This is a genomic window from Hydrogenophaga atypica (assembly GCF_042665215.1).
Classification (GTDB): Bacteria; Pseudomonadota; Gammaproteobacteria; order Burkholderiales; family Burkholderiaceae_C; genus Hydrogenophaga; species Hydrogenophaga defluvii_A.
In genome coordinates, this window is the sequence record NZ_JBHTCA010000029.1 from 20,682 (window position 1) to 44,213 (window position 23,532).

The window sequence follows — 23,532 nt, forward strand, 5'->3', positions numbered from 1 at the left end:
GGCCTGAGACATCGCAACGTCCCCACAACTAAGGAGAAATCATGCAACTGGGTAATCACATTCTTAAGAAATCCGCAGCGCTTACTGTAGCGGCGCTGCTTTCCGGGACAGCCGCAGCTCAGGTCTCCGGCAACGTCGTGAAGATCGGGCTTCTGATGGACATGTCGGGCGCCTATTCCGAGGTCGCCGGCATCGGAAGCGTCACTGCAGCGCGAATGGCGGTCGAGGACTTTGGCGGTAAGGTGCTGGGCAAACCAGTGCAGGTCATCTACAGCGACATGCAGAACAAAGTCGACTTGGCCACATCCACTGCCCGGCAATGGTTCGACGTCGATGGCGTCGACGTAATCATGGACGTGAACATGTCCTCTGCGGCACTCGCTGTGAGCGATATCGCCAAGCAGAAAAACAAAATTGTGGTAGTTAACATCTCTGGCTCACCGCGCCTCACAAACGAGGCGTGCAATGCAAATACCGTGCACTACGTGTACGACACCTATGCACTGGCTCGCTCCACTGCGAAGGCCGTTCTGAAAAACGGTGGCGACTCCTGGTACTTTGTCACTGTTGATTACACCTTCGGTCATGACTTCGAGCGCGACGCAATGGAAGCCGTCAAGGCGGGCGGCGGCAAGGTGGCTGGCTCGGTTCGCGTCCCTTTGAACGCATCCGACTACTCCTCAGCGGTTACCCAGGCGCTCGCATCCAAGTCCAAGGTAGTCGCGTTCTCCACGGCCGGAGCCGACACGGCGAATTCCATCAAGCAAGCCACCGAGTTCGGTATCGGCAAGAACGGTCAACGCATCGCCGGAATGTTGGTCTACATCAACGAGATTCACGCGCTTGGCCTACAAAACGCCCAAGGCATGCTTCTGACGTCTGGCTTCTACTGGGATCGCGACGAGGAGACCCGTGCGTTTTCTAGGCGCTACTTCGAGCGGATGAAGAAGATGCCCAACATGTCCCAAGCTGGGGTCTATTCAAGCACGCTGCACTACCTCAGATCCATTCAGGCCGCAGGCACCGATGCGACCCCGGAACTGATGAAGAAGATGAAGGAACTTCCCATCAACGACATGTTCGCCAAGAACGGTCGTATCCGCGAGGACGGCCGAATGATTCACGACCTCTACCTCTACCAGGTGAAGAGCCCCTCCGAATCCAAGTATGCGTGGGACTACTACAAGCTGGTTCAGACCATTCCCGGCGATGAAGCGTTTACCTCAGTGACCAACTCGCGCTGCCCGCTTCTCAAGAAGTAACTCACCGCTCTCGTTCAACATGACTCTTAATACAAACTACACGTTCGAGGCGATGGAGCCTCAGTACAACCTGCGTGCGCTCCGTCCGGATTACGAGGTCACCGTGACGCCCGATTGGACACGTCGCAGCGAAGCCTTCCGAGCGACTGCTAAGGGAAAGCTCGACCTGCCGTACGGCGAGGGCTCGCGTGAGCGCATCGACTTCTTTCCCGCAGCGGATGCAGACGCCCCTCTGTTGATTTACTTCCACGGTGGATACTGGCAGCGTGGCGACAAGTCCATGTACAGCTTTCTGGCCGAACCGTATGTCAAGAATGGCGTCGCTGTAGCTCTGGTGAACTATGACCTCTGCCCGAGCGTGCGGATTTCAAAAATCACACCCCAGACGCGCAAGGCGGTTGCTTGGCTTTACACCAACGCAGGCGAGCTCGGCTTTTCCTCCGAGCGCATTTTCGTCATGGGGCATTCAGCTGGCGGTCATATCACCGGAATGCTGCTTGGCACTGACTGGCCAGCGTTTCAAAGGGGACTGCCCGCAGATCTTATCAAGGGCGGTTTTCCCCTGTCACCGCTCAATGACCTGGAGCCTGTCCGCTTCTCATCCATCAACGACGGCGTCAAGATGGATGCCGCCGAGGCGAAGTCCGAAAGCCCGATGTATCACCCGCCCCTCACCAATGCGCCGCAACTCGTTGTGTGTGGTGCACGTGAAACCGATGAGTTCCATCGACAAGCGGACATGTATGTCGAGACCTTTTCGACGGTGGAACGTCCAATAGAACGCTACTCCGTTCCAGACAGCGACCACTTCGACGAGTTGAACGTGTTGGCCAACGAGAACAGCGTCTTCTTCCAGAAGACGTTGGAGCTCATCAAACGCACGCTGCTCGCAGCGCAGGAGAAGACTAACATTGCGACACTGAAGAACATTGTCAAGGCCTTCAACACCCACAACATCCCTGCCGTGACGGCCTTCTTTGCGGAAGACGGAGAGATGCTGAGCGCCAGCGGCAAAGAGCCGTGCGGCACCCGGCTCTCGGGTAAGGCCGCCATTGCAGATGCCCTGGCAAAGCGCTTTACCTCCACGCCTGACATCCAGTGGATTGATGGTACCGAGTGGGTCAGCGGCAACAACGGTCTCTCGCAATGGACCGTGACCTGGACCGATGGTGATGGAATCCGCACGTCCATTATGGGATGTGACATCTACAAGTTCAGAGATGGCCTGGTGGTCCGCAAGGACACCTTCTACAAGCAGCGGGTCAGCTAGGCGCCCATGCTTTGGACTGGCCACGCTCGAAAGGGTGTGGCCATTTTTTTACCTGCACTTCCGCTCACATTCTGCTCCGACCATGACCTCTGCTCACAACCCCCTAGCTCAAATGAACGACCGCAGCCTGCTGCGAACTCATGCACTGATCGACGGAAAGGATGTCGCGGGCGATTCGCGGTTCGACGTCACGGACCCTGCGACTGGCCTGAAGATTGCCGACGTGGCCAATGTCGGCGCCAAGGATGCGTTGGATGCGATTCAGGCTGCCGATGCTGCCTGGTCGGTATGGCGAGCGACGACAGCCAAACATCGCCATGGTGTCCTGCTCAAGTGGTTTCAGCTCCTCGTCTCGCATGCGGAAGACCTGGCGCGAATCATGACTGCTGAGCAAGGCAAACCGTTCGCTGAGGCGAAGGGTGAGGTTGCTTATGCGGCTAGCTTTGTTGAATGGTTTGCCGAGGAAGCCAAGCGCGTCAACGGAGAGTCACTGCCGGAGTTCGACAAGGACCGCCGCCTCTTGGTTCTCAAGCAGGCTATCGGTGTGTGCGCAGCCATCACGCCCTGGAACTTTCCTCTCGCGATGATTACGCGAAAGGTCGCCCCTGCGCTCGCGGCAGGGTGCTCCGTCGTCATCAAGCCTTCGGAACTCACGCCTCTCACAGCGCTTGCCGCGGCGGAGCTCGCAACCCGCGCCGGAGTGCCTGCAGGTGTTCTGAATGTTGTAACGGGGGACGGTGCGAACAGCATCGAGATTGGAAAGGTGCTGTGCGCGAGCGACGTGGTCCGACACATCAGCTTCACCGGGTCTACTGAGGTCGGCCGCATCTTGATGGCGCAAAGCGCACCGACCATCAAGAAGCTCAGCCTGGAGCTGGGTGGCAACGCGCCGTTTATCGTCTTTGACGACGCGGACATCGACTCAGCAGTCGAGGGCGCCATTGCAAGCAAGTTCCGTAATGCTGGGCAGACGTGCGTGTGTGCTAATCGAATCTACGTTCAAGATGCTGTCTACGACGAGTTCGTCCAGAAGTTCGCAGCGAAGGTGGCCGGTCTCAAGGTCGGCAATGGCTTCGATAAAGAGGTTGTGCAAGGCCCTCTCATTGAAGAGGCTGCCATCGCCAAGGTCATGGCCCATCTGGCAGATGCCGTGGAGAAGGGCGGTCGAGTCGTCGCCGGCGGCATACGGCTTGAGCGGAACTTCTTTGCGCCCACGGTCGTGGCTGACGCGACATCAAACATGGTGTGCGCGAAGGAGGAGACCTTTGGTCCCTTTGCTCCTGTTTTCCGCTTCATCCATGAGGAGGAGGCAGTTGAGGCTGCAAACAACACCGAGTTCGGGCTGGCGAGCTACTTCTACAGTCGGGACGTTGGGCGAATCTTCCGCGTGGGTGAATCGCTGGAGTACGGGATGGTGGGCATCAACACAGGCCTCATTGCGAGTGAGCACGTCCCGTTCGGTGGCGTGAAGCAGTCGGGGCTGGGTCGCGAAGGATCACACCATGGCATCGAGGACTACCTTGAAATCAAGTATCTCTGCCTCGGTGATATGCACACCCGGGCATCCCGCTAAAAGGCCAGGGGGCCATGGCGGCAGTCGAAGTGGCGACCGCCCCCGGGGCTTAGCTGACGGCCTTCCTTAGCGCGGTGCCGATAGCCTCTGTGATGGTCCTCATATGAGATACCAAGCCATCCTCAATGAGCTTTGCAATCCGAGGACTTGGGCCGACGACGCCTAGTGCGTAGTCGACATGCCCATCCGCGAGTTGGATTGGTAACGCTACCGCAGAAAGCGCATCATCAACTTCGCCAATGCATGTCGCGTATCCCTTTTCTCTCACCCGGGCATACTCCATCTTGATTGCCTCCGGGTCGGTCAAAGTCAACTTCGTCAGTTTTGGTAGTTTGGTGTCGAGCGCGCGGTCAATGACATCCGGCGCAGCGTGAGAAAGGATGGCTTTCGCACTTGCAGTGGCGTGAGGGTGCATGACCTTTCCAGGCAGTACAAAGCCCCGCCAAGGAGCGTTAGGGGAATCCATAGCCACGGTCTTCACGACTAATCCTTGCAGGCGAGCCAAGTAGCAAGTCTCGCCGGTCTTTTCTACAAGGTCCCGAAGATGCTGGTTGGAGAGCTTTTGTACGAAGTCTGAATCCATCGCGACGACCGCAAGACGGCGCGCCCTGGCCGCGAGGGTGTAGATGTGCCCGGTTTGCACCGTCACGAGCATGGATTTCTGAAGACCGACTAGTAGCCGGTGGACCGTCGGCTTAGGCAATGCAAGCATCGAAGCCAACTCGTTCAGTGTTGCACCTTCTGGTAGTCCTGCCAGAAGCTCCAGTATTCGAAAGTAGCGCTCTAGCGGCGGAAGTTTATCTTCTTCTTTCATGAGTGTTTCAGGAGAGTGTCAAAGTGGAGATCGACGGCAGCCTTTGCTGCCATCTAGCGAGGGCGTTCAGCGGAGGCCGACCTCACCACCTCAGCGCCTTATTTGTCTCGAATATCGAATATTTTATCGATATTCGAGATGAATCTTACTCGTGAAAATCTCCAGCTTGGCGCGAACCGCCTCGATGAGGCCGGTCTTCTGGGCGGTGATAAAGAGGCGCGGGCAGTCAGGCTCGAACCACCAATGGCGGTCATCGATGGCGATCCAGGGGTAGGCGGGCGTTCGGTGCTCGACCAGCCAGGCCTCGCACTCCGATTGGCGCTCGGCCTTGCTCAGTGGGTGCGGATACTGCGCGCGCGTGATCGGATTGAGAACTGGCGTGGCGCCAATGACGCGTGCCCTGATGTCGTCCGAGAAGGGGTCCCTTTGATTTCAGTGCAAAAAGTGACGCTTCGTTTGCCCAGCAACGGCATGGGCCCTGCGCGGTAAGTCGTTGATTCCACTGCAGTTGCTGTTCGGTCTGTCCGAGCGTATCTTTGGCTGCCTTTCGACTCTTGAGGAGCGGCGGCGATGCAGGGTTGGCAAACACCTTATCTGGGCCTGCGTGAGCTGCCGCGCGAGATCTCTGCCTTTGAGCTGCAGGCCTTCTTCAGCTTCAGCCCTGCCGAGCAAGAGCTGATCGAGCGGCGCCGGGGCGACCGCCACAAGCTGGGCCTGGCGCTGCACATCGGTTTCTTTCGCATGAGCGGGCGCCCATTGAACAGTGTTCGTGCCGTGCCAGTGGCCTTGCTGCGCCATCTGGGCCAACTGCTGGAGATCGAGACGCCGGATTTGGCCTCGCTGCGCGCGCTGTACACCCGGGGCCGCACCCTGTTCGACCACCAGCAGCAGGCTTGCGAGGTTCTGGGCTTTGCCTGGATGAGCGAACACCAACGCCGCGCGCTCGTGCGTGTGTTGCGCGACGAGGTGACGCACACCGCCGATCGCGAGCGACTGCTGCTTCGGGCCCGCCACTGGTTGTACGAGCACCGGCTGATCATCGTGCACGAGCGCGCCATTCGTACCCTGGTGGCCGCTGCACTCGCCGATCTCGAAACCACCACTGCTGCGTCCGTGCGAACCATGGTGCCGGCCGACACCCTGAAGCACTGGGCGTCGGCCATAACCACCGCCCGGCCAGATGGCCAGCACTGTCAGAGCTGGTTGTGGAGCGCGCCTGCCAAGCATTCCACGCGCCAGATCACGGAAGTGCTCGAGCGCATCACCTTTCTCAAAGGACTGGGCCTGGATCGCCACTTGGGCGAGCTCAATGACACCCTGGTGCGCCGCTACGCCCGGCGCATGGCCACACGTCCGCCCTCTGTCAGCGAGCGCATCAAGGAACCCGCTCGAACCGTCGAGTTGGCCTGCTTCCTGCGCTACTGCCTGCTCACGGCGACGGACCAATTCATCCTCATGTTCCAGCGCCGCGTCACGGACCTCTGGCGCCAATGCGCTGACGAGGTGGGTACCGCCGTCGACTGGTCACGGCAGTACCAACTGCTGTTGCAGGATTTGACGGACCTGGTCGAGGACGAATCTGCTTCGACCGAACTGCGTACCAGGCTGCGTGAGCTGGTTGCCACCAGGCGCGCGCAGAAGGCTCCGAGCCGAGCGTCGGGCATCCGTCGGCAACTGATCGCCACCATCGTCCCTGTGCGCTCGCTCATGGTTGCCGTCAGCCACCTGGCCTGGAGGTCCACGGGTGAACATCCGACGTTGCAAGCACTGGACACCTTGCGTACGCAGTACGTGACCGGCGACAAGATCCTGCCGGAGGACTTCACGGCGTCACGGCTGGGGGCGGCCTGGCGGCAGGACATCGCAGACACCGACCGCGAGAGAGCATTCCGGGCGTTGGAGGTGGCAACGCTGTTGGCCTTGCGCCGAGCCGTTCGCAACGGCTCGGTCTGGGTCGAGCATTCGCTGAGCTTCCGCGGTCGCGAACGGCTGTTCATTCCGGATGAGCGCTGGGAGACCGAGGCCCGGCGCCACTACGCCAGACTGCAGATGCCAGTCAAAGCGGGCAACTTCCTCGCACCGCTGCTGGAGCGTGTGCGCGCCGGCTTGGATGCCGTGGCTGCGGCCGTGCGCACCGGCACGCTGCGGGTGGATGATGAACTGCATCTGGCGCCACTGGTGGCCGACGACGAAGATCCCGAAGTCACCAAGTTGCGCCACCGTCTTGATCAACGCATAGGCGAGGTTCAACTGCCAGAAGTCATCCTGGCGGTGGATGCCCAGGTGCGCTTCAGCTGGGTGATGCTTGGCCGTGAGCCGCGTTCTGGCCAGGAACTGCTGATGGTCTACGCCGGCATCCTGGCCCACGGCACCAGTCTCACGGCGGCCGAGTGCGCGCGCATGATCCCTCAGCTGTCGGCCGCGAGCATCCGCCAGGCCATGCGCTGGGCCAGTGACGAGCGGCGCCTGACACTGGCCTGCCAGGCGGTGCTGCAGTACATGCAACGCCACGCCATTGCCGCCACCTGGGGCCGAGCCGACCTGGCCTCCTCGGACATGATGAGCTTGGAGACCAGCCGACGGGTATGGCAAGCGCGCCAGGATCCAAGACGGCAGACGGCCTCCATCGGCATCTACAGCCACGTGCGTGACCGCTGGGGCATCTTCCACGCTCAGCCCATCGTGCTCAACGAACGCCAGGCTGGTGCGGCCATCGAGGGTGTTGTGCGGCAAGAACGGGTCGAGACGACACAACTGGCAGTGGACACACACGGCTACACGGACTTCGCCATGACCCTGGCCCGGCTGTTGGGCTTCGATCTGTGTCCCAGGCTTAAGGAGCTCAAGCAGCGGCATCTGTTCGTGCCGCGCGGCATGAAGGTACCCGAGGAGATCGCTGCCGTCTGTGAGGCCGGCATCGACACCGCGTTGATTGAAGCCCACTGGGACAGTCTGATCCATTTGGCGGCTTCGGTGTCGAGCGGGCATGCCAGCGCGGTGAGCGCATTGGCCCGGTTCGGCTCGGCCGCAGAGGCGACCCGATTTACGATGCCGGCGTGCAGGTGGGCAAGCTGCTGCGCACGGCATTCCTGGCCGACTACTTCGTCAACGAGGCCTTCCGTCGCGAGTTGCGGCGGGTGCTCAACCGCGGCGAGGCAGTCAATGCACTGAAACGGGCGATCTATACCGGGCGCGTCGGCCCAGCGCAGGCCCGGCGCGCCGACGAGATGCAGGCGGTGGCAGATGCGTTGAGCTTGCTGGCCAACATCGTGATGTCCTGGAACACGGCGCAGATGCAGGCCGTGCTGGATCGATGGGCCAACCGGCGCCAGATCGTACCGCCAGAGCTCATCGGACGGGTAGCACCCACACGGTTGGAGGGCATCAACCTGCGCGGGGTCTTCCGATTCCCGGTGGATCGCTATGCAGCCCAGATCCTGCCGTCACAAGCGGTCGGCAAAACAAGCGCTGCCGCCTGAATTCAACCCCACAAACCGGGCTTTGCTGGCCGAATGAGGGAACAACAGAAAATCATTGCCTGACAATGACTTACCCTGGTCCGAAGAACGAGACCCGCGCCAATGCTCGCTCTCCGGGCGGCTGGGAACCGTCACTTTTTGCACTGAAATCAAAACAACCCCTTGATGGCCAACGCCGCGACCTTGCTCAGTTCTCCGCCCAATATCGAGAAGGTCGAACTGCTTGCAGCCAAACTGCCTGCATGACAACCCGGCCTTGACCCAATCAGGTCACGCTGCAGGATGGGGGGCACGCGGCCCTACGCAGCGTCCCCCCCTCGATTGCACTTGCCCAGGGAGCTACCTTCCACAGCGATTGGGGGGCAATATGGATCTGCTGCGGCCGGGATCTTGACCATCACGTGGTAGTGAGGGGCCATGAAGAGCGGCATGCGGATGCCACCGTGCTCTATGTGGCATTCGGCTACGTGCGAGGCATAGGGGTTGCTGCCGAGGCTGAAGTCCTCCAGGTGCTGCAAAACAGCAGCCATGGACGGGAAACCGTCCTCGTGGGCTTGGCTGCACAACCATGCAGTCAATACCAACGAGGGCACGCGCAGGCCATGCCGACTGGGGCGTCCTCTCGGGCGAGGACGCCTTCCAGTGGGCGACGATCCACGGCCCCCAATCCATTTGCTTTGTCAGCCTGGAATCTCAACCCGGGTGGGACTGGACGCTGCCGCTGCCAGACAAGGCGCGCCGACGCCAAGAACAACTGGAGACGACCGCCCGGCGGCTGCGCATCGCTGTCGACGTATGCCGTGGTCCGTGCCTGACTTTGAGCAGCATTGGCGAGTGGCACGTGGCTGAATCGATCTCACCGAGCAGCACGCGGGTGGACCAACACCGACTATTGGGGGTTGGACACGGCAAGCCGAGGTTCTGGCTGTTTGAGTACGGCGGCCAGTTCATTGCCCGAGTTGTCGATCTCAAGTTGCAGGTGCTGGCCAGCTCACCGCGCGAGGCCATCGAAGCACTTCGCCGAGGACTCACCCAGCACCAAAAAGTTTACCCACCGGCGGTCGCCCAACACGCTCCTGGATAGCCACTGGTCTTGATTTTCAGGTGAATTCGGCGTACCTTGTTCGTGTGAGTCGATGTCAACTGGACCAAGCATCAAATTTGGTTGCAAAGCAGCATCAACTTTAGTTGTGTGAGCGAACGTGAACGGCTTCGGCCGATTTTTTTGACGCGATATGGCTATAGATTATATTATTTATCTTTACCCAATAAATCAACGCCAAAACCCCACTTCACCGCCATCCTCGGATAAAGTCCAAGCCTGACAAGCACTTAGATCAGCTCCTCAGACCACCCCGCCGACCGCCCCGTGCCACCAGCCACCGTTTTCAGCTGCCCCGCTGCCCTGCGCGTGCCTTGGGACGCAGCGCCTGGTCGACCTGAGGAATGGCACCCGGCCCGACACTTCTTCGGTGTTGCTCGTGGCCATCGCGACCGCCTGGGGGACGTTGCTGAAATCTGCGCACACGTCCGCTTGACGGCTAGGCGCCCTGCCCTTGCCGGCTTGGAGCATTGACGGTGAGTCCATCAAAGGCCTACGTCCGCCGCCTGGGGCCCCACCACTTTGCCCACCTGCGGGCCGTGGCCGAAGGCATCCCCGTCCTGGAAAGCGCCCGGCGCTACCTCGGCATCGAGCATGGCCACCAGGCGCACAGTGCTCATGAGGAGACGATCGATGCGGTGCGCGCCATCGCGCGCCGGCGCGGCGAGTCGGCCTGGCGCCTCATCGGGCTGACCATCTCGACCAAGGCGCAAGGTGCTGCCCCCAGCCTGGACGCATTTGTGGCGCAGCGCGACCTGGACGGTTGGAGCGAGGCCGAGGTCCTGGCGATGTACCAGGAGGAATTTCCCACCGACCTGCGCGCGGATCGCCGAGTGAAACTGCGGCAGCGCCAGATCGATCTGATCCAGCGCCTGCAAGCGCAAGCGGCCGAGACGCCTTCCCCCACCGATTTGGTGAACGGCTGGTTTGATGAAGTGACCGCCAAGAAGCTGATCGGGGCAGGCATCGTGAACCTGGGCGATCTGCATGCGCGCATCCACGCTGGCGGTCGCTGGTACAGGGCGCTGGCGGGGATTGGCCAGACGAAGGCACGACGGATCGAAAGACACCTCAACGGGCTCTTGCCGGGCCTGCCAAGGCCCTCTTTGACGGTCTTCAGGCTGGTGGAGAGGTCAAAAATCGACCTCTCAGAACGCGCCAGGAGCGATTTTTTCGAGGCCGGCAATACCAAGGTGGCCTCAGCCCCTGAAAACGCCTCTGAGGGCCTCTATTCGCGTCCTTTTTCTGAAAAAAGGGACTTACAGACCCAAAACCCGGGCTTGGCGCCCTCCCCCTCCCCTGCCCCGCTGCTCGATGCCCGATCGGATGCAGACGCGGTCGAGGCCTGGATCGTGGCGCGCTCGGGTTCTGACGCGACGGCGAAGTGTTTCAGGCGCGAAGCGCACCGGTTGATGCTGTGGCTGCAGCGTGAACGGGGTGGATTGGATTTCAAGCGCATGCGCGTTGAGGACTGCTCGGCCTATGCGGTGTTTTTGGGGGACATCCCAGCGCACTGGATCTCGCGACGCAAGGCCAGTCCGGGTGACATCGGGTGGGCGCCATTCCGAGGTCAACTCAGCGCGGCCAGCAAGCACCAGGCACTGACCGTGGTCAGTGCGTTGTTCAGCTGGTTGCACAGTGCGCGCTACATCCACGGATCGCCCTGGGCACTGATCAACGCCAAGGAAGCCAGTGGTCTGACACATGCCACCTCAGAAACCGGGTTGCTGGATTCCAAGGCCTTCAGCGAGGCCGCCATGCAAGAGGTTTTGCGCTTCGTCGAAGCCCAAGCGCCCTCCCCTGCCCGGGACCGGATTCGCTTCATTTTGCGGTTCATGGAAGCCGTCGGTTTGCGCTCGGCAGAATTGCTTTCGGCCACCCTGGGCGACATCCACAAGGAGCCCGAGGGGTGGTTCATGCACGTCACTGGCAAGGGCAACCGGCGCCGTGTGGTCGCCCTTCCAGGCCAGGCGTTTGCCGCGCTTCAGCGCTACTTAAGCGAGCGTGGGCTGGATGGTGTTGAGACCGCACCACCACACGCCCCCCTCCTCGCTAACGTGTCAGATGCGATGGAGCCCGTCACCTACCAGGCGCTGTACAAACACGTGAGGAGCTGGATTTCCAAGGCGATTGCACAGGCAGAGTTGCCTGCCAAAGAACGCCTGAAACTTAGCCGGGCGTCCACCCATTGGTTGCGGCACACGTTCGGCACACGGGGTGTTGCCAGGGGCGTTCCCATCGATGTGCTGCAGGCCCAGATGGGTCACAGCTCCAGTGCCATCACGACGGGCTTGTATGGGCGTGCGCCGCTGAGTCGGCGTGCGAGCGAACTGCAGAAGGCGTTCAACTAAACACACCGCTTACGCACCTCAACAGGAGACATGGAGGGGGAAGTTTGCAGTCAACGCCACCCCAGCTCCAATCAATAGCCTGGGGCGTGGAACGTTTCCACCCCTGCTCGGTGAGTCGCCTGAAAACATCGCTGGCCGGTAGCTTGGGTTTGAAATCTTGCGGCTCCTTCGACTTCGCGAGAACCCCTTTAGGAACGTGCGAAGCTGGATTCCCAAGGCAATTGCGCAGGCGGAGTTGCCTGCCAAAGAACGGCTGAAACTCAGCCGGGCATCCACTCATTGGCTGCGTCACACGTTCGGCACGCGAGGTGTTACCAGCGCCGTTCCCGTCGACGTGATGCAGGCTCAGATGGGGCACAGCTCCAGTGCCATCACGACGAGTTTGTACAGGCGTGCGCTGCTGGGTCGGCGCGCGGGCGAGCTGCAGAAGGCGTTCAACCAAGCAAATCTGCGCATTGTTCTGAGACTGCGCACAACCGCCTACGCCTCACATCCCAACACGCACTGGGCCACCAAGTCCAACGGGCGGCTTAGGCAAAAGTGTCTGCAATCAAACCCCATCAATCCATCGAAGTCTATCCAGACTAATGGGGTGATTGATACGCCCGGGAAGCTGGGTAGGCAACAGCGCCACGCTGGCATTTCGCCCTCATCAACCACAAATTTGCTCCCGCGAAACTTTTCACCATTGAGGCGCCGGATCGGGGTACAGGATCGACGACGCAACCAGCAATGACGTCTTATTGAACGCCCAGGTGTTGAACGGTTCAACACCCTTCGCGCACCTTGGCCACGATGAATCTACCCACTACCTCGGAACACCTCTTGGCCTCAGCATTCCGGCAATCAAGAGCTGAGCAGATATCAACAGACCTCGGCACCTAACTATCGCCAACTACTTACTGTCCGCACGAGGATCAACTTACTCTTTTTTTGGGGTGTTGAACCGTTCAACACCGCTACTCATTCGGTAGCGCTTACAAACGCCTGGACCATTTCTGCGAGCTTCTTCAAGTCCTTCGACTTCACCACATGAAGCTCAAACGCGACACTCGCATGCCCAGAAGCATCCAACTTGACTGTCGCTACGCGTTTACCGTTCGCACGCACATCGACTGACTTCGGGGGGGTGTTGAACCGTTCAACACCCTCCTCGGAGCCGCCGAGCAGGACCTCAAGAACTTTCGCAGCAGGGAGCGTTTTACCGCCTGCCTGTATTGACTGAGCACGCTTGAGCAATAGTTGTGGGTCTTTCTCGCATGCATCGGACAGCGGTTTGGACCAGCGAAACTGCAAATCCAAAGGAGACGGGAAGGCTCGGACAACTTCATCGGGCAAACGAGCCAATGCCAAAGCCTTGCTTACCTTCCCCGGGTCTTCGCCAATATCATTGGCAAGCATCCGCAGCGACGAGAACAAGCCAGCATCCAATGCCCGCCGATACATGAGGCCCTGTTCGTACGGGCGAAGGTCAGCGCGCTGCCGATTCTCACGCTCCATTTCGATGAACAACGCCCGCTCGGTCAGGGGTTCGATCTGAGCAGCAACCGGCAGGCCCAAGGCCAAACATGCACGGTGCCTCCGGTGCCCATAAACAATTTCGTACTCTTGTGGATCGGACGCGGCGATAGGACGAACCTTGATCGGCTGGACATTCCCACCAGCGGACTCAATCTCACGCTTCAACTGTTCAAACTCTTCTGATTCGAAGCTGCCCTCCAAACGATTGGCCCAGCGCGAAGGTTTCACGACCGCAGCGTCAAGTCGCTTAACTGGCAGAGAATCAGACCAGACCTTGAGCTCGTCTTTGAGGGCCTGGTTTTCCTTCTGAACCTCACTCTCCTTTGCCAAGTGGGTCAGCATGGCTCCGGGCCCTGTTTTTGCACGAACCAGCGTCACGTTCCGGTCCGTGTTTTGCATGGTGGCCACATCGATTGGTGCAAATGACTCAGGTTGGGTCTTGACAGCCAACAAAGCTCGATCACGGACAGACAGTTTCTTACTCATATGAAGCCTCCGATTCACTCACCCTTGCCAAGCATCTCGCGGTGCTTTTGAGCGTTGTATTCCCAAACGCCCATGATCTGCGCTTCGACATACTGAACCAACTGGTCATAAGCGTCCCGTGCTCTTTTTAGTGTTTTCGCTTGAGTACTGCCGGGGGAAAGGTCATAGACCGTTCCAAACTCCGCAGATGCCGTCGCAGCAATTGATGTCTTCGGAATCTCGACAGGTATTACCTTTGGACCGTACGCGCTGACAATCCACTCTCGGACAGCCGTACTGACCACGTCCTGGCGATCCACGCGAGACAAGACAACATCAACAAAGTGATACTTTTTCGTCTCACCTTTGTCGCCAAACAAGTTCCCACAGACATCGGTAAACAACGACCAGAACTGTGCACTTGATGCAAAGTCCAAAGCATTGGGAGGCAAGGGCATCAACACGCCGTCAGCGGCGATAAGGGCGTTGATCGTGATGTAGGAGAGGGAAGGGGGGGTGTCGATGATGATGACGTCGTACACGTCGCGCGCTTCATCAAGGCCACTGTCAAGAACTCGCCAAAACTGAAATCCATTCTCTGATTTTTGTCGAGATGGGAGCAAAAATTCTGCGTTGAACAAAAGAGGTGCGGCGGCTACCAAGTCGATGCCATCCCAATACGTAGGAGTGACTGCAGACATGATTGAATCAGTATCACCGGCGCAGAGGGGAAGGATCGTGTTTTCTTCTTCGACCTCAGTGTCCGGCAAGACGCCAAAGAGCGTCGTAAGACTTCCCTGCGGATCACAATCTACAACCAGTACCTTGTGACCACGCAAGCTGAGTCCTTGTGCGAGGGCCGCTGCGGATGTCGTCTTGCTGACTCCTCCTTTGAAGTTCGCCACTGTGATGGTGACGCCAGCGCCTGTAGATGCATCTCGGCGATTGTTGAGCAACTGTCGTGACCAAACGCGCGTTTCAGCCAGGCTCCACTCGCGGCGACTTGCACCCTCACGGTCGCCAGAAGGGAGATCGCCACGTTTTGCCAGGTAGTTGACCTTTTGCACATCAACCCCAATCAGTTCAGCGAGCTGAGCCGAGTTGAAGGTCGGCGGTATCTTCCGCGCTTGGGGTGCCAACATACTCGTCCGAACTTGCTGAACAACAGATGCTGATCTGCTGGCAACTTCGGTCAACGATGCAAGATCAATCGAGGGGAATAGTGGGTTCATGTCAGCCTACAAAACGCGGTTCATCAAAATACCGCGTATTAGGCCAGAAACGAAGAACGGATGAAAGCTGGCGGTGTTGCTTCCAGGAAGAAAACTTCTGACGAAGTGTTGAGGATTCCGAGGGGCCACGACACGGTTGGATGCTGTTTTTCGGTCAAAAACCCTTACCCTCTTGTCTCTACTAATCTTGAAGAAAAGTCTTGAATACCTTTAAGCCTGTGGACAACGTGATTTTTCACAATGGAAACAACAACTTAAAGATTTCTTGTGTCCGGGCTTCTATACGGCTCCGTCCGGGTTTTTATACCTTCTCGTCCAGCGTTGTATACACACCCGTCCAGCTTGTTATCGATGGTCAGCATCAGATGGCCGCTTCCACATCGTGAAATAACTACCAGACTGGTGACAGCGTGGCGAGCCATAGCAAGCAGAACCACGACTATTTGGGTCGCGCCATTGGCAACCTGTCCAGGTTTTTAGAGTCTGCTTGGCGCAGAAAAGGGGAAGACTGTCCAGCTTTTTATAGCAAGCGGAATGACCGAGACTTGCTGTCCAAGTTTGAGCTTATACTGGACACATGGAGCAGCCAGCAAAAATACTCAGAAAGCCAAACCAGACGCTGGTGATCGTGCCTCGGCTCGGCAAGCTCACTGCAGCCAGCCGTAAGCTGTACAACGTGGTTTTGCATACCAGTCAGCAACAATTGCTTCGACGCGCTGCTGACGAAAGCTCTGAGAAAGGCGGTTTGCCTGTCTTCGAATGCCGGCTGGATGAAATCGTCCGACCAGTCGAGCGAGGCTCATCCAATCTGTTTTCGCTCGCGAAAAAGTATCTGACGGAGTTGGAGGCCGTGAAAGTTGACTGGGAGGCCCCTGATCAAAGCCAGGGCGTTGCATGGGAGATCATGCGGCTGATCGTTCTGCCGAAGATCGAAAGGCGGGGGCAACACTTGTGGCTGAAGTGGGCGCTACCAGAACGGATCACGGAAGCGCTACACGATCCGCAGTTTTTCACGTCGATAGACTTGGAACGGCTTTGCGACTTGAAGAGCTATGCAGCTGTGGCACTTTACGAAATTTGTGCCCGGTACAAAACGAACCCTCGAGGGGTCACTAGCTCGAATCCTCCGGAGTGGTGGGTAGAGGCTCTGTCACCTTCTAGTGCACCCATTGACAAGGTGACCGGGCAGCGAAAGCTTCGCGAATGGCGGAAGTTCAAAGCTGAGCATGTCTTGAAAGCCATTGCAGAAATCAACGAAAAAACCGACCTGCAGATCGACCTTAAAGAGCAAAAGCGAGGTCTTGCCGTCTCCGCAGTGCAGATGGCTGTACAAATGAAGGCCAGCATGCGGACGCAGAAGCTCGCGACACAGGTGAGCGTGGAGACTGCGGCACAGGCAGTCCGCCTTGGAGTGCCTCTACATGACGTTGTTGGTGCTGTCGCGGCTGGAACGTCGGAGACCGTGGTCAAGGTAGCTATGGATCGTGCCGAGGCAAGGGCAGGGCGTACAGACCTTGCTGAGCTCGAAAACCCCAGGGCCTATTTCAGGAAGGTGCTGAATGAAACAAGGCAAATGGTCTCTGGGGAGTCCACCCGAAGTTCGGTACCGGATGTGATTCCATCTGAGAGATCAGAATCTGTGGCCGAGGCCCATCTCTCTGACGAGGCGATACGCATCCGCACTGCAAAGGAAGCTGTTCTGGAGCTTTCTCCTGAGCAGCAACAACAGCTTGCGAGGGAAGCACTGAAGATGCTGACGGCCCGAGGTACAGCCACGCCTTCGATAACGAAACGACTCGCAGAAGGGAAATGGCAAGCGGGACCTGCTATGCAAGCAATGGTCGACGCCTATTTGGCGACTCAGGTGTGATGCAGCAGCTGACTGCGTCGTCGTGATGCGCATGTTGGCGAGTTCCTCTGATGGACTCAGCCTCCGGATTGACCGAGCGACCGGGCTGACTTCAACAACCCACCCAGGACCTTGTCTGCCACGCGCTCGGAAAAACCGACTGGCAGCTCTGCTTGCACCTGCGCGACCACTTCGGGCGTTCGTGCGATTAATTCTTCGAGCAGGGTTTCAGCGCTTTCTCCGAAACCGACCTTTTTTGCTGTGCTGTTGAAATGCCGGCGTTTTATGTGGTGGATGTGGCTCAGGTACTGCGCGTTTAGGGAGATGGACGTGTTTGCAGCGACGTGACAAGGAATCGCGGATGACACGTCAAGTGATTCCTTAGAAAGATGGTAGATATCGTAGCTGAACTACGATTCGTCGATCTAATCGAAACTGACACAAATTTGGAATAAGTGTTTTAATCGTAGTATGACTGCGACTGGACAGAGCAAGCTAAAGGCACTCTATACCCGTTTGCCACCGGGAACGCCGCTGACCTCGGAAGACTTGGCGGGCTTGGGTATCTCTGCAGACTTGGCAGTGCACTACGTGCGCGCAGGCTGGCTCATGCGCTTGACGCGAGGGGTTTTTTGCCGTCCCAACGATACCCTGGCCTTGCATCCGAGCCTGACGCTGCTGCAGCGTCGGCTTGCGGGCCTGCACGTTGGTGGCAAGTCGGCACTGGATTGGTATGGCGTGCGCCAGTACGTGGCACAGCAGCCGGTGTTGCACCTGTACGGCTGGGTGGCAGGGCAGCTGCCTGATTGGTTCACCGATCGTTTTCCGGCTGAGTACCACCGCAAGCGGTTGTTCGATGAACAGCCTGGCGCGTTGCTGCATGTAGATCCGTTTGAGAAACGAAATGGCGCGCCACAGGTATCAGCGCCAGAGCGCGCGCTGCTGGAACTGCTGAGCGACGTGGGGGTGCGCCAGCCGCTCCAGGAAGCCCGTGAACTTGTGGAGAACGCCTACAACTTGCGCGTCGATGTGCTGCGCGAACTGCTTCAGCGTTGCACGAGCGTCAAGACCGTGCGGCTGTGTCTGCAACTCGGCCGAGAGGCATCGCTACCTTGGGCCGCTAAGCTCGATTCGGCTATGTTGCCAACGGGCAGCGACCGGCCTTGGGTGTCACGATCAGCCGATGGCCTGTTGGTGCTTAAACCATGAACAAGACTTATCTTGATACCGCGCGCTTGCTGACGCAGGTGGCCCCGCTGGTTTTCGTGGACGACACGTTCGCGTTGAAGGGCGGAACAGCGATCAACCTCTTCGTTCGCGACATGCCGCGCCTGTCGGTGGACCTCGATCTGGTCTTTCCTGACCACACGCTGCCACGTGACGAGGCGCTGGTGCACATCAACGAGGCCGTCCGGCGGGCAGCCGAGCGCCTGAATAAGGTTGGATTTCAGACCCATGCGCCAGCGGCTGCAGAAGGGGAGACCAAGCTGTTGGTGCGCCGTGGTTCAGTGCAAGTCAAGATCGAGGTGAACTTCGTGATGCGGGGCACAGTGCGGCCGGTGCGCCAGGCATCTCTCACATCAACCGCCCGTGATGTGCTCATGGCTGACTTGGAGATCCCGGTGGTGTCGCTGGAGGACATGTACGGTGGCAAGCTGGTGGCGGCGTTGGACAGGCAGCACCCGCGCGACCTGTTTGACGTGATGCAGCTTTTCGAGCACGAGGGCATCACGCCCGGAATTCGTCGAGCTTTCGTGGTCTACCTGGCTTGCAGCAATCGGCCGCTGCATGAAGTCTTGTTCCCGCCGCTGCGGGACATCCGGCATGACTACAAGTTCAACTTCCTGGGAATGACGACCGAGCCAGTGCCATTGGACGCATTGCTCGCAGCTCGTGAGCGGTTGGTGCGCGAGATCCCGCTGGGATTGGACGAGGAGGAGCGGCGTTTTTTACTATCACTGGTCGCTGGCACACCCGAGTGGGAGCTCCTGGGCATCGACCACGTCGAACAGCTGCCGGGCGTGCGATGGAAGTTGCAGAACCTGGCGCAATTGCGAAAAAGCAATCTGAAGAAATTTGCCGAACAATCTGATCTGCTGGCCGAGAGGTTGACCGCAGGCGGTCTCAACGACGGTGCGACACCACCCAGGCAGCAGGAGTGAGCAAGGATGCCGAGGGAGCGCACGACAGACGCATTGCACAGTGCGAAGTGGCAGTGTCCGCCACCACCGATTCCGTGAGATTGCGATGCTTGCGAGCCGCCTTGAGCAGCTGACCGAGCTGCAATGCAGTCAGCAGTGTCTGGGGAGGGGAGGGTGTGACCATGAGAATCTGAATTTCAGCTAAAACAACAATAGCTGTTTTTCAGATGAATTGGAGCGATCGATGGGCCGGCTGCGGGGCAGGGCAACAGGCCCCCTCAGCCCATGGGTTGTTCATTCCTGAGTGGGCGTCGATGTTCGCAGCTGGTCCGCAAGATCAGGCTGACTTCAAGATGCTGGGTTTGAGCGCAAATCGTTCCTCAGGACAGCATACGTAAATATAGATATTTACTTTTGGTCGGCTATCGATACAATCTATATTTATGCCCAAAACCGCACGTGCGCTGCAGCAACTGCCGCCCGCCACCCAGGCCGCCATTGAAAAGCTCGGCGCCGACCTGGCCGTGGCGCGCCTGCGCCGCAAGGAATCACTCAAGACCTGGGCGCAGCGCATGGGGGTATCGATCCCCACGTTGCAGCGCCTGGAAGCAGGGGACCCTGGCGTAGGCATCGGCATCGTGGCCACCGCACTCTGGCTCATTCAACGCGATGGCGAACTGGGCATGCTCGCAGCCCCGGAGCACGATCGGGGTGCCATTGAAATGGATGTGCGCGAGGCCGTGGCATTGGGCAAAGCCCGGGCCCAGGCGGCTGCCGTTGCTCGTTTGAGCGCGGAACGAGGCAAGGCCTGAAATGCGTCTTGACGAGCTCTACCTTTGGTACTTGGCAGATCCGAGCCAGCCGCGGTACGTGGGGGCACTGCATCTGGTCTCCGCCGGTAAAGGCGTATCGCTGCGCTATGCCCCCGAGTGGCTGGCGTCGGGCTTTGCACTCAGCGAAGACTTGCCCCTGATCGACACCGAGTTCATGCCCCCGGGTCGCCTGATGGCAGAGACGCAGCGCGCCGTGGGCGCGGTAGACGATGCAAGGCCGGACCGTTGGGGAGAAAAGGTCATCCGTTTCGTGGACAAGCCCAAGCGTTTGTCCTTGATGGAGTACCTGTACTACGCCGGCGACGAGCGCTTCGGTGCTCTCGGAGTTTCCACCTCGCCAGAAACCTACTTGCCGCGCGCAGGTGGTCCATTGCCTCGCCTGGAAGACGCCCAGCATTTGAGTGAGGTGGTCGGCAAGATCGAAGCGTCCCAACCACTGTCGGAGATCGAGGCCCGGATCATTGCTGGTGGCGGCAGTCCCTTGGGCGGGGCCAAGCCCAAGGCGCTCATCAACATCAACGGCGAGCCTTGGGTCATCAAGTTTTTCAACAACGAACCGGTGGATACACCCCTGGTCGAACACGCCACGATGACCTTGGCTGGCCAGGCAGGCATCACGGTTGCCCAGACACAGATCATCCCGCTCGCGGGGTTCAACGCGGTGGCGATTCGACGGTTCGACCGTGAGCGAGGGCTGCGGATTCACAGCATCTCTGCGGGCACCGCGATCAGGGCTGGCACGCCCACCGGGCTTGAGCCTCAGATGGGCTATCCCGAACTGGCCCGGATTCTGCGCCGGGTTGGCGTGGCCCAGGGCAATGTGAACCAGCGCGACGCAAGGGAGTTGTTCCGGCGCATGGTGTTCAACATCCTGATGGACAACACCGATGACCACGAAAAGAACCACGCCTTGCTGGTGGTCAACCCCCATGGCAACGGTCGACTGAAACTTGCCCGGGCCTACGACGTGTTGCCAAGCAACTCGGGGCAGGGCTACCAGGAGTTCAACTGTGGTGCACAGGGCCACGACGCCACTTTGGACAATGCCATGTCCGAATGCGAGGCCTTCGGCCTCTCGCCCGCAGAGGCCGCCGAGGAGGTGGTTCGAGTCATTGCGGTGGTGAACACCTGGCAGGCACACTTTGCGAAAGTGGGCGTGTCTGCCGTGGACATCGAGCACCTGGCCACCTTCATTGATGGCGACGAGTTGCTGAGACAACGCAGCGATTTCGATCCAAACCGATATTTGGTCGCCAAGCCCAGAGGAGGGAAGGGCGGGCGGCGCAGTCCGTTTCGACCCTGACTTTGTCGACGCGGGTCGGTAGCGCTAGGTTCCAAAAAAGAAGCCTGGCACAGGGCCAGGCTTGCAATCCGCATGATGCGGACCGGCTCAGGGAGGTGAAGCCGGGGGCGCAAAACGCCCACTGAGGAATGTACTTGAATTGTCAAATGTTGAACAAGCGCAGCAGACACATGATTCATGTGATGCCGAGCCAGGTGGCGCACATCTGACAATCGGCCGCCAGATCACGAAGTTGGCGATTACTTCTGCTGTGAACACACATCCTGGCGATGCATGGGCGTGCAGCCAACCCACGGGTCCGATTCCACAACCCGGCCCCGGACGGGACCGATTGTGGAAATGCACTGGCGTTTACAGCGCAGCGTCCTTGAGCTTCTTGAAAAAGCGCGCCTTCAACTTGACGCTGGCCGGCTTGGCCTTGAACACGCGTTCTTCCTTGGTGAACGGATCGATGCCCTTGCGCGCTTTTTTGGCCGGCACTTGCTGAACGGCAACACGGACCATGCCGGGAAGGGTGAAGGCACCCGCGCCTTTTTTGTGGACCGACGCCAGCACCGTATTCTCAAGCGCGGCCATGACAGCGCGCACCGACTTGACATCCACACCCGAGGTGGCCGCCAGGTGTGCGGCCAGCGTGGTCTTGTTGAAGGCTTCCTTGATGGGTTTGAGTGCGGCCGCTGGTTTGGCGGGCGCAGCTTTTGCCGCGGCCTTTGCTGAGGTAGTCGCTGCAGCTTTGGCGGCCGGCTTGGCCACAGGTTTGGTGGACTTGGGTGCGGCCTTTGCGGGCGCCAATTTTTTTGCAGTTGCCATTGGAGTTTGAATTGTGATGTTGTGGTGAAGGTCAGGACCGCCTGATCGAGACCGGCCTCATTCTAGGTGCGCGCCTTGTGAGACTGGATCTTCGAGGTGGTGCCCCAATCCTCTCAGCAGGCTCTTGGCATCTTGAAGGCCCAGCGCCTTGCAGATCTCAGCGGGCTCAACACCTGCGCGCCACCGTCTGACGATCACCGTGTTGCGGATCACGCCTGGACCCACATGACCAAGGCAGGGCGCCCCAACCGACACACACGCAGCTTCGACCTGGTGGTAGACCAATGCAAACAGCGTTTGTTTACTTAAGCGGTCATGTTTGGTGGAGCGGAACAGATACGTGCTTGGTTTGCCGAGCGAATCGCGGCAGTTCAGCCAGTGCTGCAAGGCGGGCCCAGCCTCACAAGCGGTGGAAACCTCCCGGCGTTGCGCACGCCGCGGGCCATCGACTTTGAGAAGAAACTGGCCTGGCGCTTGAGTGTTCTTTCGGACGTGCTTGAGCTGGAGCGAGCACAGCTCGCCCGAGGTCAGGCCACATTCCAGCAGAAGGTGAACGATGGCCGCATCCCGGGCATCGACAGGGGAGGGCGCAGAGGATGGGAGTAGTTGCAAGGCCTCGAATACCCCAGGCGGCAAAACCTGGCCGCCGCGTTCACGCTCCGTGGGGCGCTGTGCGACCAGGTTGCCCTTGAAGGGGTGCTCGACCAAGAGGCCGCGCTGCACGGCATGCGAATAGATGCGGGTCAGGACCTCGGCGTAGCGCAGACGGGTGACGGGCGAGATCTTGCGGCTGCGGGACAGCCCCTGGCGTTTGGAAGCAGGGGAGGGCCCGTAGGTCAAAAAAGCCAGGGCATCTTCCTGGCTGATGTTCAGGTAGTCGAGCGCTTGGTTCGTCCGTGAGCGCGACGGGCTGGCGGTGGTGAGCCAGTCGATCCACTTTTTCCAAATGAACGCGTAGGGCAGGGCGGCCCCGCGTGAGAGTGGATCGTAGTAAGCGTTCTCGCGTTCGGTCAGCCAATCATCAAGCAGCTGGGTGGGGGTCATGGTCAACAAAAATGGAAACGTTGGGGCAGACCAATTGCCAAGGCCAGGTCTCAGTTTTTGCGTTTCAATGATCGACATTGAATCATAAAACAAGACTTACCACTTAATAGTTGGCACAGTACATGCACGTCTTTTTTGGGAGCTCGGTGCCTGCCAACAGCGTTGGTCAGTGTTCTATTCAAGCAAATGTGGTAAGTCTTGTTTTTATTGACTTGGAATGAAACCGATCGCGGCACTCTGCCAAAGTAGTGGTGCGGGAGCTCTGCTGGGAGGAAGGATGCTGTGATCCGGACCAGCGCGTTTTGGACTGACTCGGCTCTGCATCTCAGACTCCATGTGTCTAGGCTTGCGCATAGAGGGGTCTCCTCGTTTTCAGTGCAATAAGTGACGGTACGAAAAGCTAGCACTGGCGCGGAGGTGGTGTTGGTAGATCGTTGATTTCATTGACTTTCCTGTTCACTTTCAAATCTGCGATTCGTGGCG

Annotated in this window: 17 protein-coding genes and 3 pseudogenes; 13 read left to right on the plus strand and 7 right to left on the minus strand. The window is 59.1% G+C overall.

The genetic code is table 11. From position 1 onward, the window contains the following. Positions 1 to 41: 41 nt before the first annotated feature. The 3 genes from ACFQPB_RS20965 (at position 42) to ACFQPB_RS20975 (ending at position 4,105) form a co-directional block, all read left to right on the plus strand. Positions 42 to 1,262, plus strand: coding sequence for an ABC transporter substrate-binding protein (locus tag ACFQPB_RS20965; protein WP_382227628.1), 1,221 nt, complete (start codon positions 42 to 44; stop codon positions 1,260 to 1,262). 19 nt (positions 1,263 to 1,281) lie between these two features. After that, positions 1,282 to 2,532 (plus strand): alpha/beta hydrolase fold domain-containing protein, encoded by a 1,251-nt coding sequence (locus tag ACFQPB_RS20970; RefSeq protein ID WP_382227630.1) that lies wholly within the window; start codon positions 1,282 to 1,284, stop codon positions 2,530 to 2,532. A gap of 82 nt (positions 2,533 to 2,614) precedes the next feature. Then, the gene (locus ACFQPB_RS20975) at positions 2,615 to 4,105 is read left to right on the plus strand and encodes an NAD-dependent succinate-semialdehyde dehydrogenase (RefSeq protein WP_382227633.1); all 1,491 of its coding nucleotides are present in this window, start codon (positions 2,615 to 2,617) and stop codon (positions 4,103 to 4,105) included. A gap of 49 nt (positions 4,106 to 4,154) precedes the next feature. Here the strand turns inward: ACFQPB_RS20975 and ACFQPB_RS20980 are convergent, their stop codons facing one another. Both ACFQPB_RS20980 and ACFQPB_RS20985 read right to left on the minus strand, forming a co-directional pair. Further along, positions 4,155 to 4,919 (minus strand): IclR family transcriptional regulator, encoded by a 765-nt coding sequence (locus ACFQPB_RS20980; protein WP_382227636.1) that lies wholly within the window; start codon positions 4,917 to 4,919, stop codon positions 4,155 to 4,157. Between the two features lie 123 nt (positions 4,920 to 5,042). Next, on the minus strand, positions 5,043 to 5,324 hold the full coding sequence (locus ACFQPB_RS20985; protein WP_382227672.1) for an HAD domain-containing protein: 282 nt from the start codon (positions 5,322 to 5,324) through the stop codon (positions 5,043 to 5,045). Between the two features lie 165 nt (positions 5,325 to 5,489). Between ACFQPB_RS20985 and ACFQPB_RS20990 the strand changes: the two are divergent. The 5 genes and pseudogenes from ACFQPB_RS20990 (at position 5,490) to ACFQPB_RS21010 (ending at position 12,587) form a co-directional block, all read left to right on the plus strand. After that, positions 5,490 to 8,398: pseudogene (locus ACFQPB_RS20990) on the plus strand (Tn3 family transposase). A 162-nt stretch (positions 8,399 to 8,560) separates the two neighbouring features. Next, positions 8,561 to 8,644 (plus strand): annotated as a pseudogene (locus ACFQPB_RS20995) (antibiotic biosynthesis monooxygenase); the annotation flags it as partial. 322 nt (positions 8,645 to 8,966) lie between these two features. Continuing rightward, positions 8,967 to 9,482, plus strand: a complete 516-nt coding sequence (locus ACFQPB_RS21000; protein WP_382227639.1) for a hypothetical protein — start codon at positions 8,967 to 8,969, stop codon at positions 9,480 to 9,482. A 494-nt stretch (positions 9,483 to 9,976) separates the two neighbouring features. Continuing rightward, complete coding sequence (locus ACFQPB_RS21005) at positions 9,977 to 11,851, plus strand: tyrosine-type recombinase/integrase (RefSeq protein WP_382227641.1); 1,875 nt, start codon at positions 9,977 to 9,979, stop codon at positions 11,849 to 11,851. A gap of 196 nt (positions 11,852 to 12,047) precedes the next feature. Beyond that, positions 12,048 to 12,587, plus strand: a complete 540-nt coding sequence (locus tag ACFQPB_RS21010; RefSeq protein ID WP_382227644.1) for a tyrosine-type recombinase/integrase — start codon at positions 12,048 to 12,050, stop codon at positions 12,585 to 12,587. A 227-nt stretch (positions 12,588 to 12,814) separates the two neighbouring features. On the opposite strand, the gene ACFQPB_RS21015 is transcribed toward ACFQPB_RS21010, so the two are convergent. Both ACFQPB_RS21015 and ACFQPB_RS21020 read right to left on the minus strand, forming a co-directional pair. Next, a complete protein-coding gene (locus tag ACFQPB_RS21015; protein ID WP_382227647.1) occupies positions 12,815 to 13,858 on the minus strand; it encodes a ParB/RepB/Spo0J family partition protein in 1,044 nt (347 codons plus the stop codon). Between the two features lie 14 nt (positions 13,859 to 13,872). Next, positions 13,873 to 15,069 (minus strand): ParA family protein, encoded by a 1,197-nt coding sequence (locus ACFQPB_RS21020; RefSeq protein ID WP_382227650.1) that lies wholly within the window; start codon positions 15,067 to 15,069, stop codon positions 13,873 to 13,875. A 577-nt stretch (positions 15,070 to 15,646) separates the two neighbouring features. On the opposite strand from ACFQPB_RS21020, the gene ACFQPB_RS21025 reads away from it, so the two are divergent. Beyond that, positions 15,647 to 16,939 (plus strand): hypothetical protein, encoded by a 1,293-nt coding sequence (locus ACFQPB_RS21025; RefSeq protein WP_382227652.1) that lies wholly within the window; start codon positions 15,647 to 15,649, stop codon positions 16,937 to 16,939. Positions 16,940 to 16,995: 56 nt separating this feature from the next. Here the strand turns inward: ACFQPB_RS21025 and ACFQPB_RS21030 are convergent. Further along, positions 16,996 to 17,235: pseudogene (locus ACFQPB_RS21030) on the minus strand (type II toxin-antitoxin system HipA family toxin); the annotation flags it as partial. A gap of 154 nt (positions 17,236 to 17,389) precedes the next feature. Here ACFQPB_RS21030 and ACFQPB_RS21035 point away from each other — a divergent pair. The 4 genes from ACFQPB_RS21035 (at position 17,390) to ACFQPB_RS21050 (ending at position 21,195) form a co-directional block, all read left to right on the plus strand. After that, positions 17,390 to 18,127, plus strand: a complete 738-nt coding sequence (locus ACFQPB_RS21035; protein ID WP_382227655.1) for a type IV toxin-antitoxin system AbiEi family antitoxin domain-containing protein — start codon at positions 17,390 to 17,392, stop codon at positions 18,125 to 18,127. Continuing rightward, complete coding sequence (locus tag ACFQPB_RS21040; RefSeq protein WP_382227658.1) at positions 18,124 to 19,080, plus strand: nucleotidyl transferase AbiEii/AbiGii toxin family protein; 957 nt, start codon at positions 18,124 to 18,126, stop codon at positions 19,078 to 19,080. Before ACFQPB_RS21035 ends, ACFQPB_RS21040 begins: the two co-directional genes overlap by 4 nt. Before the next feature lie 422 nt (positions 19,081 to 19,502). After that, on the plus strand, positions 19,503 to 19,871 hold the full coding sequence (locus ACFQPB_RS21045) for an XRE family transcriptional regulator (protein WP_382227661.1): 369 nt from the start codon (positions 19,503 to 19,505) through the stop codon (positions 19,869 to 19,871). Position 19,872: 1 nt separating this feature from the next. Beyond that, on the plus strand, positions 19,873 to 21,195 hold the full coding sequence (locus ACFQPB_RS21050) for a type II toxin-antitoxin system HipA family toxin (RefSeq protein WP_382227664.1): 1,323 nt from the start codon (positions 19,873 to 19,875) through the stop codon (positions 21,193 to 21,195). Between the two features lie 351 nt (positions 21,196 to 21,546). Here the strand turns inward: ACFQPB_RS21050 and ACFQPB_RS21055 are convergent, their stop codons facing one another. Then, positions 21,547 to 22,005, minus strand: a complete 459-nt coding sequence (locus ACFQPB_RS21055; protein ID WP_382227667.1) for an HU family DNA-binding protein — start codon at positions 22,003 to 22,005, stop codon at positions 21,547 to 21,549. Between the two features lie 57 nt (positions 22,006 to 22,062). Then, positions 22,063 to 23,049, minus strand: a complete 987-nt coding sequence (locus ACFQPB_RS21060; protein ID WP_382227670.1) for a tyrosine-type recombinase/integrase — start codon at positions 23,047 to 23,049, stop codon at positions 22,063 to 22,065. Positions 23,050 to 23,532: the final 483 nt, after the last annotated feature.